The sequence below is a fragment of the Neisseria sp. HMSC074B07 genome, assembly GCF_001810355.1.
GTDB lineage: Bacteria > Pseudomonadota > Gammaproteobacteria > Burkholderiales > Neisseriaceae > Neisseria.
Map to the genome: position 1 here is coordinate 417 of NZ_KV800958.1, position 11,593 is coordinate 12,009.

Below are 11,593 nucleotides of genomic sequence, written 5' to 3' on the forward strand. Positions count from 1 at the left end.
GTGTTGCACTTGAAATCCGAATCCAAGGACCTTTGGCTTTATCGGAATGAGATGGGCAACTTACTGGATGCTGCTGCCGATGCGGCTGTAATCGCCGAAATTCATCCACACGAAGAAGGCTTTTCCGACGATAAGTTTGTCGTCTACAAAGCCCCAGTAGCGGGAGTCGGCACTATTGTCGCGGTTGTCGCCCATTGCGAAGTAACGGCCTTCGGGCACTTTGCAGGTAAAGCCGCTGCCGTCTTCGGCGTATTGGCAGTGTTCCAAACCGCTTTGTTCGACGGAATAACCGTTTTCAGGCATGATTTTCATGCGGTAGTTGTCGAGCGAGGGAATGAAGACGGAGGGTTGTCCGGGCTCTTTCAGGATGTTGAAGGTTTTGCCGTTGAGGGTCGTCTGAAAAAGTTCGGGGTTGTGGATTGCGGACGGCTCGGTATCGTCAGGGTAGGAGTAGGTGCCGTTCGGTTGGTCGGGGGCAACTTGTCCGTTGACGGTCAGGACTTTGTCGCGGTATTCGACGGTATCGCCCGGCAGTCCGACGATGCGCTTGATGTAGTTCATTTCAGGCTGGACGGGATAGTTGAACACGACGACGTCGCCGCGCTCGATTTGTCCGGTCGGAATCAGGACGTTGTTGATGATCGGGGTTCTGATGCCGTAGGCGAATTTGTTCACAAGGATGAAGTCGCCTTTAACCAAGCCCGGGCGCATGGAGCTGGATGGGATTTGGAATGGTTCGGCGATGAAGGTGCGCAGGATGAATACGACGAGGATGATCGGAAAAAAGCCGCTCATGTAGTCGGTAAAGTGGGCTTTGTCCTGGTGCGACGGAACTTTTTTCAGACGACCCTTGTGAATGGCCCAAACGATGCCGGTGAATACGACAAATATCAGCAATACGGCGGTAAAACTCATGTAAAAAGACAGGATGCCGAAAACGCCGATCATGCACAAAAGATACGCCCATTGCAGGCCGGAGCTCCATTCTCCGTTTTCCTGACGTTCTTTGCTGCTTATGAAATAGAGGAAAATGCCGATAACGATGGCGGCAATCGCGCCGTAGATTAAATTTGTGCTCATTATTTGTCGCTCACTTGCAGAATCGCCAAGAACGCGCTTTGCGGAATTTCCACGTTGCCCACTTGTTTCATGCGGCGTTTGCCTGCTTTTTGTTTTTCGAGAAGTTTTTTCTTACGGGTAATATCGCCGCCGTAACATTTCGCCAAGACGTTTTTACGCAGGGCTTTGACGTTTTCGCGGGCGATAATCTGGCTGCCGATGGCGGCTTGGACCGCGATGTCGAACATTTGGCGCGGAATCAGCTCGCGCATTTTCGCGGCCAGTTCGCGGCCTCGGTGAACGGCGCTTTGACGGTGCACAATCAGGCTCAAGGCATCGACTTTTTCGCCGTTGACCATGATGTCGAGCTTAATCAAATCAGACGGTTGGAACTCTTTGAAATGGTAGTCCAGCGAGGCATAGCCGCGCGAAGTGGATTTGAGTTTGTCGAAAAAATCCATTACAACTTCGTTCATGGGCAAATCGTAAGTCAGCATGACTTGACGACCCATGTACTGCATATTGACCTGCACGCCGCGCTTTTGGTTACACAAAGTCATGACGTTGCCGACGTATTCCTGTGGCACGAGGATGGTCGCGGTAATAATCGGCTCGAGAATGGTTTCGATGCTGCCGATGTCGGGCAGTTTGGACGGATTTTCGACTTCGATTTTTTCGCCGCTTTTCAACACGACTTCGTAAACCACCGTCGGCGCGGTGGTAATCAAATCCATGTCGAACTCGCGCTCCAAGCGTTCCTGCACGATTTCCAAGTGCAGCAGACCCAAGAAACCGCAGCGGAAGCCGAATCCCAATGCTTGAGAAACTTCAGGCTCGAATTTCAATGAAGCATCGTTAAGTTGCAATTTTTCCAAAGCATCACGCAAGGCTTCGTAGTCGTGGCTTTCCACGGGGTAGAGACCTGCAAATACTTGGCTTTGCACCTCTTGGAAACCAGGCAGCGGCTCAGAGGCGGGGTTGGCAACCAAAGTAACCGTGTCGCCGACTTTTGCCTGTCCCAATTCTTTCACACCGGTAATCAAAAAGCCCACTTCGCCGGCTTTGAGTTCTTGTTTTTGAACCGATTTAGGTGTGAATACGCCCAGCTGCTCAACCTGCGTTTCCGCCTTGGTGCTCATAAAGCGCACTTTGTCTTTCAGCTTGATGGTGCCGTTTTTCACACGGATCAACATGACCACGCCGACGTAGTTATCAAACCACGAATCGACGATAACGGCTTGCAGCGGCGCGTTTTCGTCGCCGGTCGGCGCGGGGATTTTGGCAACGATTTCTTCCAAAACGTCTTCCACGCCGATGCCGCTTTTGGCTGAACATTGCACCGCGCCGACGGCATCGATGCCGATGATGTCTTCGATTTCCTGTTCCACGCGTTCGGGGTCGGCGGCGGGCAGGTCGATTTTGTTCAAAACAGGCACGACTTCCACGCCCAAATCAATCGCGGTATAGCAGTTCGCCACGGTTTGCGCTTCCACGCCTTGAGACGCGTCAACAACCAAAAGCGCGCCTTCACAGGCGGACAAGGAGCGGGAGACTTCGTAAGAGAAGTCGACGTGTCCCGGCGTGTCAATCAGGTTGAGTTGATACACCTGCCCGTCACGTGCTTTGTAGTTGAGCGCGGCGGTTTGCGCTTTGATGGTGATGCCGCGCTCTTTTTCGATGTCCATGGAATCGAGCACCTGCGTACTCATTTCGCGTAAATCCAAGCCGCCGCAGCATTGGATGAAGCGGTCGGCAAGCGTCGATTTGCCGTGGTCGATGTGGGCAATGATGGAGAAGTTTCGGATATTTTTCATATTGTTATTTTGAAAGATAAGCAGTGATTCTGAAAAGGTCGTCTGAAAATCAAATAGACCGTTCAGACGACCTTCAGGCAAAGTGAAATAGCCTGACATTCTAGCGGAAATTTACTGTTTCCGCATGATTTTATGCGTGTTTTACAGCGACGCGACAATCTTTTCCACCATTTTCGCCGAGCTTGCCGCCGCCGTTTTCAAAAACTCTTCAAAGCTGATGTCCGCTTTTTCGTCCGCCGAATCGGACATCGCGCGGATCACGACGAAAGGCGTGTTCAACTGGTGGCAGGCTTGCGCAATCGCTGCTGCTTCCATTTCCACCGCTTTGACTTCGGGGAAATGGCTGCGGATTTCCGCCACGCCTTCGCTGCTGTGGACAAAGCGGTCGCCGCTGACAATCAAGCCTTGCGCTACCGCCGCGCCTTCAAACACTTCCGCCGCCTGTTTTGCCTTGCCGACCAAGAGGTCGTCTGAAACGAATACGGCAGGCAGTTGCGGCACTTGTCCCCAAACATAGCCGAACGCCGTTACATCGACGTCGTGATGCGCGATTTCCGTGCCGACCACTATGTCGCCGACTTTCAAACCCTTGCCCAAACCGCCCGCGCTGCCGGTATTGATGACGCAGTCCGGCGCGAATTGATGGATGACCCAAGCCGTTGAAACCGCAGCGTTGACCTTGCCGATGCCGCTCAATACCAACACCATGCGTTTGCCCGCCATTTCGCCTTCGTAGGCGGTAAATTTACCGAAAGACACGCTTTTGACATCATCCATTGCTTCGCGCAAAAGCTCGATTTCCTGCTCCATCGCGCCGATGACCGCTACTGTTTGTACAGACATTTTTTACCTTTCCATGAAATTGTGGGCGGTATTATAACAGCAGCGGCGGCATTCCATACCCGTATTGAATCTGCCATATTGCCCGCCTGTCCTATTATTCGATACGGTAATCCTGCCATTTTTATGTATCATGATTTATTTGATATAATCCATTTTAATAAAATAACCACCGAAATTATCAAATATCATGATGACCAATCCTCCCAGCGCAAAAGACGAATTGTTCACTTGGCTGCGCCATATGAACAAATACAAAGGCTCCGACCTCTTTATTACGACCAATTTCCCGCCTGCGATGAAAGTGGACGGCAAAATCACGCCGATTACCGACGAGCCGCTGACCTCCGAAAAATGTATGGAAATCGCTTTTTCGATTATGTCCACCAAACAAATTGAAGAGTTTTCCTCCACCAACGAATGCAACTTCGCCATCAGTCTGCCCGACACCAGCCGCTTCCGTGTCAATGCCATGGTGCAGCGTGGTGCAACGGCGTTGGTGTTCCGCTCCATTACCAGTAAAATCCCTAATTTCGACAGCCTTAATCTGCCGCCCGTCTTGAAAGACGTGGTGATGAAAAAACGCGGCCTCGTGATTTTTGTCGGCGGTACCGGCTCGGGCAAATCGACCTCGCTCGCTGCGATGGTTGACCACCGCAACGAAAATTGCCAAGACCACATCATCACCATCGAAGACCCGATTGAGTTCGTCCATCAACACAAAAAAAGCATCATTACCCAGCGCGAAGTCGGCGTGGATACCGAAAACTGGTTTGCCGCGCTGAAAAACACCCTGCGTCAGGCGCCGGACGTCATCCTCATCGGCGAGATTCGCGACCGCGAAACCATGGACTATGCCTTGGCGTTCGCCGAAACAGGCCACCTCTGTCTCGCCACACTGCACGCCAACAACTCCAACCAGGCGCTCGACCGCATCATCAACTTCTTCCCCGAAGAGCGCCGCACCCAGCTTTTGACCGATTTGTCGCTCAACCTGCAAGCCTTCATCTCGCAACGCCTGATTCCCCGCGAAGGCGGCAAGGGGCGCGTAGCCGCAGTGGAAATCCTGCTCAATTCGCCGATTATTTCCGAAATGATTCAAAAAGGCGAAATCCACGGCATCAAAGAAATGATGAAAAAATCTACCGCCATGGGTATGCAAACCTTCGACCAAGCGCTCTACGAGCTGTACGAACGCGGCGACATCAGCTTCCAAGATGCCATTAAAAACGCCGACTCCGCCCACGACCTGCGTTTGGACATCCAACTGCGCAGCCGCCGCGCCCAAAACGCCGGCCCGGACTTGGAACTGATTTAAAAGTTGTCGGAAATGAGCAAAGGTCGTCTGAAAATCACTTTTCAGACGACCTTTTTGGTCTGTGCCGATTAGGCATACCAATAACGTTCAAGTCATTTCTGTTAAACTGTTTTGTAAATATAGTGGATTAAATTTAAATCAGGACAAGGCCACGAAGCCGCACAGTACAGAGATAGTCCGGCAAGGCAACGCCGTCCTGGTTTAAAGTTAATCCACTATACCATACGGCTCCATGGTTTAGCCGCACTCAAATCACTACCTACAAAAGAAATCCTATGAAAATTACACCCGTCCAAGCCCTAAACGACAACTACATTTGGATGATTCAAGACGGCAACCACGCCGCCTGCGTCGATCCGTCCGATGCCACGCCCGTTTTGATATTCCTCGTCCGCAACCGCCTGATGCTGGCGCAAACGTGGGTTACCCATCTGCATCACGACCACATTGGCGGAGTTCAATCCCTCAAAAACGGCTTTATGGAATCGCCCGTGTACGGTGAGACGGATATCGATGTGGCAACGCATACGGTGACGGCAGGTACGCAGTTTCCTTTCGGCGACGGGCTGGTTACCGTGTGGGCGACGCCCGGCCATACCGACCGCCACGTCAGCTATCTTTTGGAAAACGCCGAAGGTCTGCACGTTTTCTGCGGCGATACCTTATTCTCCGCCGGCTGCGGCAGGGTGTTTACGGGAACGATAGAGGAGTTGTACGACAGTTTCCAAAGGTTCAATCAGCTGCCCGAAGAAACGCTGTTTTATCCTGCGCATGAATACACCGCCGCCAATCTGCGTTTCGCCGAATTTATCGAACCGGAGAATCCCGATATTCAAGCGGCTTTAGGCGCGACGGAACATACGCCGACCCTGCCCGTAACCCTTGCGCATGAGCGCAAAATCAATCCGTTTTTGCGGGTCGATTTGTCCCATGTCCGCGAACGGGTTGAGGAATTGACTGGGAAGCGATTGAACAGCGGTTTGGAAGTGTTCGCCGCGCTGCGGGAATTGAAAAACCGGTTTTGATTTTGAGTAAAAGCAGGCTTCCTGCGAAAAGTATTTTCGCACCAAGAGCTTCGTCTGGACGATTCGTTCAAATGTCCAATATTTAGGGATTTTTATCTTAGGTTAGTCGGATTGATGCTTGTCCATTAATAAGATAATTAATTGGGCGGGCGCATCGGATATTTAAAAAATGCGTCTTTAAGCCTATAATTATAAGCATTAGCCATATTTTAAGGTCGTCTGAAAACGTAAATATCCATTTTCAGACGACCTTCATTAACAGAAAGAACAAATCATGCGTCCATTAAATGCCCGAATCCGCTTGGACAATCTGCGCCACAATTATCAAACCCTGAAACAGATTCACGGCGGCAAGATGCTCGCCGTCATCAAAGCGGACGCTTACGGACACGGCGCGGTACGGTGCGCCCACGCATTGTCCGACCTTGCCGACGGGTTTGCCGTTGCCACCGTGGACGAAGCCGTCGAATTGCGTGAGAGCGGCATTACCAATCCCATCGTATTGCTCGAAGGCGTGTTTGAAGCGTCGGAATACGCTACCGTCGATAAATACAATTTGTGGCCGGGCGTCGGCAGCCAATGGCAACTCGAAGCTTTAATCGCCCATCATTGGCAGCACCCCGTCAAAGTCTGGCTCAAAATGGATTCCGGTATGCACCGTGCCGGCTTCTTCCCGAACAATTACACTTCCGCCTACACCGCCCTGAAACAATGCAAACACGTTGACGGCATCGTCAAATTCAGCCATTTCGCCTGCGCCGACGACCCCGACAACGGCATGACCGAAATGCAGCTCGAAGCCTTTGATTTAGCGTGTGAAGGTTTGGAAGGCGAAGAAAGCCTCGCCAACTCCGCTGCCATTCTGAATGTCCCCGAAGCGCGCCGCGACTGGGGTCGTGCCGGACTGGCGCTTTACGGCATTTCTCCGTTCGGCGGCGTGGACGAACGCCTGAAACCCGTCATGCGCCTGACTTCCCGCGTATTCGGCGAACGCGTCCTGCAACCTCATTCTCCTATCGGCTACGGCGCAACGTTTTACACCAGCAAATCCACCCGTGTCGGCCTGATTGCCTGCGGCTACGCCGACGGTTATCCGCGCCGCGCCTCGACCAATTCGCCTGTTGCCGTCGAAGGCAAACGCAGCCGAATTATCGGCAGGGTGTCTATGGACATGATTACCGTCGAACTCGATGCTTCCCAAGAAGGTTTGGGTGCCGAAGTCGAATTGTGGGGCGATGTCGTCAACATCAACGAAGTCGCCGAAGCTGCCGGTATGATTCCGTATGAAATTTTTTGCAACGTCAAACGCGCGAAGTTTACATATTCAGAATAAGACAAGATTGTTTTTGTTTAAAGGTCGTCTGAAATCATGGTATTGGGTTTCAGACGACCTTTTGGTTTTTATAGTGGATTAACTTTAAACCAGTACGGCGTTGCCTCGCCTTGGCTCAAAGAGACATTCTCTAAGGTGCTGAAGCACCAAGTGAATCGGTTTCTGTACTGTCTGTACTGTCTTGCGGTTTCATCGCCTTGTCCTGATTTAGTTAAGCCACTATAGTAGCAGGATGTCGGATACGTTTTGCTTTTAAATGGAAATGCCGCATCCCAAGAGGTCGTCTGAAAACATCACATCAAGCAAAAAACAAAAAAAGCGCGAATCGTAAGGTTCGCGCTTTTTTCAGACGGCCTCAATTATTTCTTGTCGTCTTTTACTTCTTCAAAGTCGGCATCTACCACGTCGTCGTCTTTCTTGGCGGAAGACGGTTCGGCTTGTGTGCTTTCGCCTGCTTGGGCTTCGGCTTGCGCTTGTGCGTAAACCATTTCGCCCAGTTTTTGACTGGCTGCGCCCAATGCTTCGGCTTTGGCATCGATGGCGGCTTTGTCGTCGCCTTTTACAGCTTCTTCGGCTTCTTTCAGCGCGGCTTCGATTTTTTCTTTCTCGGCTGCGTCGAGTTTGTCGCCGTAGTCGGCCAAAGATTTTTTCACGGAGTGAATCAGGGCTTCGGCTTGGTTGCGGGAAGCGACCAATTCAGTCAGTTTTTTATCTTCCTCGGCGTTGGCTTCTGCATCTTTCACCATGCGTTCGATTTCTTCTTCGCTCAAACCTGAAGAACCTTGGATGGTGATGTTGGCAGCTTTGCCTGTGCCTTTGTCTTTGGCGGAAACGTGCAGGATACCGTTGGCGTCAATGTCGAAGGTTACTTCGATTTGCGGCATGCCGCGTGGTGCGGGTGCGATGTCGCCCAAGTTGAACTGACCCAAAGATTTGTTGGCGGAAGCGCGTTCGCGTTCGCCTTGCAGTACATGGATGGTTACTGCGCTTTGGTTGTCTTCGGCGGTAGAGAACACTTGCGACGCTTTAGTCGGGATGGTGGTGTTCTTCTGAATCAGCTTGGTCATCACGCCGCCCATGGTTTCGATACCCAAGGACAGAGGGGTTACGTCCAGCAGCAATACGTCGCTGCGGCCGCCACTCAATACTTCGCCTTGAATCGCTGCGCCTACGGCAACGGCTTCGTCAGGGTTCACGTCTTTACGCGGCTCTTTGCCGAAGAAGTCTCTTACGGCTTCTTGTACTTTCGGCATACGGGACTGACCGCCGACCAAAATCACGTCGTCGATGTCGCTGGTGCTCAAGCCGGCATCTTTCAATGCGGTGCGGCAAGGCTCGATAGAGCGGGCAATCAGGTCTTCAACCAGGCTTTCGAATTTGGCGCGGGTAATTTTCATTGCCAAGTGTTTCGGGCCGGTTGCGTCCATGGTGATGTACGGCAGGTTGATTTCGGTTTGCTGGCCGCTGGACAATTCGATTTTGGCTTTTTCGGCAGCCTCTTTCAGGCGTTGCAATGCCATCACGTCTTGTTTCAAATCAATGCCTTGGTCTTTTTTGAACTCGGCGATGATGTAGTCGATGAGGCGTTGGTCGAAGTCTTCACCACCCAAGAAGGTGTCGCCGTTGGTGGCCAATACTTCGAATTGTTTGTCGCCGTCGAGGTTGGCGATTTCGATGATGGAAATATCGAAGGTACCGCCGCCCAAGTCATATACGGCTACTTTGCGGTCTTTGTTGTCGCCTTTGTCCATACCGAATGCCAAAGCGGCTGCGGTCGGCTCGTTGATGATGCGTTTTACATCCAAACCGGCGATGCGGCCTGCGTCTTTGGTGGCTTGACGTTGGCTGTCGTTGAAATAGGCCGGAACGGTAATCACGGCTTCGGTTACTTTTTCGCCCAAATAAGATTCGGCGGCTTCTTTCATTTTACGCAGGACTTCTGCGGAAACTTGCGGTGGAGACAGCTCTTTGCCTTGCGCTTTCACCCATGCGTCGCCGTTGTTGGCTTTGATGATTTCGAAAGGCATGGATTCGATGTCGCGTTGGACTTCTTTGTCTTCAAATTTATGACCGATCAAACGTTTGACAGCGTAGATGGTGTTTTTAGCGTTGGTTACGGCTTGGCGTTTGGCCGGTGCGCCGACGAGGACTTCGCCGCCGTCCAGATAAGCGACGACAGACGGCGTAGTGCGTGCGCCTTCTGCGTTTTCAATAACTTTGGTTTGACCGTTTTCAGAGATGGATACACAAGAGTTGGTTGTACCTAAGTCGATACCGATTACTTTTGCCATATTGATGTTGCTCCTAAAAAGATTTTTCTAAATTAATAATTGTGTGGAACATTTTGTTCCGTTGACCTGTAAATAAGGTTGCCCGATATTTTTTCAAGGGTTTTGTTGAAATTTTTTTTATATAAAATTCAACAAACTAGACTATTTATCCACAGGATGGTATTTTGTTTTTCAGACGACCTTGTCTTTGTTTTCCGATTGAGCATCATCGGAATGATTTTCCAAAAGCGGGATTGGAGCTTGAGGGACGAGGAAGGGTCGTCTGAAAATTTTATGCTTGATAAACTTTATCAAGCGGTGCCTTCAGGATTCTTGTTTCGCCACGACAACCATTGCGGGACGTAATACGCGGTCGGACAGGGTGTAGCCTTTTTTCATGACGCTGACGATGGTGTTCGGCTCTTGCTCGCTGACGACCGCCTGCATTGCTTGATGTTGGTGCGGGTCGAGTTTGTCGCCGGGCTGCGGGTTGATTTCTTTGATGTGTGTGGCGTCAAACGCTTTTTGCAATTCGTTCAGCGTCATTTGCACGCCCATTTTCAGCGCGTCGAAATTACCGCTTTGGTCGAGCAGCGCCATTTCGAGATAGTCTTTGACCGGCAGCATTTCGGCGGCGAATTTTTGTCCGGCAAACTTGTGCGTATCGGCGATTTCCTGCTGATGACGGCGGCGCAGGTTTTGCTCGTTTGCCAAGCCGCGCAGTTCGCTGTCTTTCAACTGTCCTTCCAACTCGGCGATACGCGCCTGCAATTCTTCGTAAGTCGGCGGTTCGGTAGCTTCGGGTTGTTCGGTTTTGGGGGCTTGGGCAGCTTCTGCGTTTGCCGCCTCTTCGGTTTCGTGTTGATATTGTTCGTGATGTTCGCTCATTTCATGCATCCTTTGGAATGGTTTGAATCGAATGCTACTTTATATAAGGTCGTTTGAAAAAACTTCAAGCACACGGAAACCATCATAAGCATATTCCGCAATGCGCTATCGCAAATCGTTGATAAAAGGTAAGATACACCGACACCATCCTATTTTCAGACGACCCCAACATGAAAAAAGACCACCTGAACACAACCGATTTCAACCTCTGGCACACCATCCGCGAAGAAACCGCAGCCGCAGCCGCAGCCGAACCGATGCTGGCGAGCTTTTTGCACCAAACTGTATTGCGCCACGATTCGCTCGATTCCGTCCTTGCCTACCACCTCTCCAGCAAACTCGGCAGCCCGATTATGGACGTGCGCGCCCTGTTTGAAATTTACCAGCAGGCATTGGGCAGCGACGCGCGCATCAGCAACTGCGTCGAAGCCGACTTGAAAGCCATTTACGAACGCGACCCCGCCTGCGACGAATATTCGCTGCCGCTTTTATATTTCAAAGGTTTCCACGCCATTCAGGCGCACCGCATCAACCACTGGCTCTATCAAAACGGCCGCAAAACGCTGGCGTATTTCCTGCAAAATCGTATGTCGGAAGTCTTCGGCGTCGATATTCACCCCGCCGCCCGTTTCGGTCATGGGCTGATGCTCGACCACGCCACCGGTTTTGTGGCGGGCGAAACCGCCGTGTTGGGCAACAATATTTCCATCCTGCACGGCGTAACGCTCGGCGGCTCGGGCAAGGAAGGAGGCGACCGCCATCCGAAAATCGGCGACGGCGTGATGATCGGCGCGAACGCTTCGATATTGGGCAACATCCGCATCGGCGACAATTCCAAAATCGGCGCAGGCAGCGTGGTCGTTGCGGACGTACCGTCGTCAATCACTGTCGTCGGCGTGCCTGCCAAACCGGTGGGGCGTTCGGTCAAAACCCCGTCGGCGGACATGGACCAGAGCTTGCAGGGAACGGCGATGGATTTTGTGATTTGAACTGAATCGCCTGATTAAGACCGCAGATATAGTGGATTAACTTTAAACCAGTACGGC

The 11,593-nt window shown here is 51.7% G+C and carries 9 protein-coding genes and 1 pseudogene; 5 read left to right on the top strand and 5 right to left on the bottom strand.

Features of this window, described 5'->3' with window-relative positions:
- Window positions 1-60: 60 nt before the first annotated feature.
- The 3 genes from lepB to HMPREF2726_RS08840 all read right to left on the bottom strand — a co-directional run bounded on the left by lepB (window position 61) and on the right by HMPREF2726_RS08840 (window position 3,716).
- Entirely contained in the window at window positions 61-1,080 is a 1,020-nt protein-coding gene (gene lepB / locus HMPREF2726_RS08830; RefSeq protein ID WP_070603046.1) for a signal peptidase I, read from the bottom strand.
- The gene (gene lepA, locus HMPREF2726_RS08835) at window positions 1,080-2,873 is read right to left on the bottom strand and encodes a translation elongation factor 4 (RefSeq protein ID WP_036529164.1); all 1,794 of its coding nucleotides are present in this window, start codon (window positions 2,871-2,873) and stop codon (window positions 1,080-1,082) included. The genes lepB and lepA overlap by 1 nt, the downstream gene beginning before the upstream one ends.
- Before the next feature lie 141 nt (window positions 2,874-3,014).
- Window positions 3,015-3,716 carry a 5'-methylthioadenosine/adenosylhomocysteine nucleosidase gene (locus HMPREF2726_RS08840; RefSeq protein ID WP_070603048.1) on the bottom strand — a complete coding sequence of 234 codons (702 nt, stop codon included), beginning with the start codon at window positions 3,714-3,716 and terminating at the stop codon, window positions 3,015-3,017.
- Between the two features lie 187 nt (window positions 3,717-3,903).
- On the opposite strand from HMPREF2726_RS08840, the gene HMPREF2726_RS08845 reads away from it, so the two are divergent.
- From HMPREF2726_RS08845 to alr, 4 genes and pseudogenes are all read left to right on the top strand, one after another.
- Window positions 3,904-5,031 carry a PilT/PilU family type 4a pilus ATPase gene (locus HMPREF2726_RS08845; RefSeq protein ID WP_003742946.1) on the top strand — a complete coding sequence of 376 codons (1,128 nt, stop codon included), beginning with the start codon at window positions 3,904-3,906 and terminating at the stop codon, window positions 5,029-5,031.
- Between the two features lie 115 nt (window positions 5,032-5,146).
- Window positions 5,147-5,252, top strand: a pseudogene (locus HMPREF2726_RS14440) (IS5/IS1182 family transposase); the annotation flags it as partial.
- A gap of 54 nt (window positions 5,253-5,306) precedes the next feature.
- Entirely contained in the window at window positions 5,307-6,056 is a 750-nt protein-coding gene (gene gloB, locus HMPREF2726_RS08850; RefSeq protein WP_009311597.1) for a hydroxyacylglutathione hydrolase, read from the top strand.
- 274 nt (window positions 6,057-6,330) lie between these two features.
- Window positions 6,331-7,389 (top strand): alanine racemase, encoded by a 1,059-nt coding sequence (gene alr, locus HMPREF2726_RS08855; protein WP_009311596.1) that lies wholly within the window; start codon window positions 6,331-6,333, stop codon window positions 7,387-7,389.
- Between the two features lie 359 nt (window positions 7,390-7,748).
- Here the strand turns inward: alr and dnaK are convergent, their stop codons facing one another.
- Both dnaK and grpE read right to left on the bottom strand, forming a co-directional pair.
- On the bottom strand, window positions 7,749-9,680 hold the full coding sequence (gene dnaK, locus HMPREF2726_RS08860; protein ID WP_070603050.1) for a molecular chaperone DnaK: 1,932 nt from the start codon (window positions 9,678-9,680) through the stop codon (window positions 7,749-7,751).
- A gap of 303 nt (window positions 9,681-9,983) precedes the next feature.
- Window positions 9,984-10,556 carry a nucleotide exchange factor GrpE gene (grpE, locus tag HMPREF2726_RS08865; RefSeq protein WP_003759046.1) on the bottom strand — a complete coding sequence of 191 codons (573 nt, stop codon included), beginning with the start codon at window positions 10,554-10,556 and terminating at the stop codon, window positions 9,984-9,986.
- A gap of 161 nt (window positions 10,557-10,717) precedes the next feature.
- Here grpE and cysE point away from each other — a divergent pair, with 161 nt between their 5' ends.
- Window positions 10,718-11,536: a serine O-acetyltransferase gene (gene cysE / locus HMPREF2726_RS08870; RefSeq protein ID WP_003759048.1), complete on the top strand. Its 819-nt coding sequence runs from the start codon at window positions 10,718-10,720 to the stop codon at window positions 11,534-11,536.
- Window positions 11,537-11,593 lie beyond the last annotated feature (57 nt).

Coding starts and splice junctions, on each gene's coding strand:
- lepB (WP_070603046.1), bottom strand. CDS start 1,080: ATGAGCACAAATTTAATCTACGGCGCGATTGCCGCCATCGTTATCGGC.
- lepA (WP_036529164.1), bottom strand. CDS start 2,873: ATGAAAAATATCCGAAACTTCTCCATCATTGCCCACATCGACCACGGC.
- HMPREF2726_RS08840 (WP_070603048.1), bottom strand. CDS start 3,716: ATGTCTGTACAAACAGTAGCGGTCATCGGCGCGATGGAGCAGGAAATC.
- HMPREF2726_RS08845 (WP_003742946.1), top strand. CDS start 3,904: ATGATGACCAATCCTCCCAGCGCAAAAGACGAATTGTTCACTTGGCTG.
- gloB (WP_009311597.1), top strand. CDS start 5,307: ATGAAAATTACACCCGTCCAAGCCCTAAACGACAACTACATTTGGATG.
- alr (WP_009311596.1), top strand. CDS start 6,331: ATGCGTCCATTAAATGCCCGAATCCGCTTGGACAATCTGCGCCACAAT.
- dnaK (WP_070603050.1), bottom strand. CDS start 9,680: ATGGCAAAAGTAATCGGTATCGACTTAGGTACAACCAACTCTTGTGTA.
- grpE (WP_003759046.1), bottom strand. CDS start 10,556: ATGCATGAAATGAGCGAACATCACGAACAATATCAACACGAAACCGAA.
- cysE (WP_003759048.1), top strand. CDS start 10,718: ATGAAAAAAGACCACCTGAACACAACCGATTTCAACCTCTGGCACACC.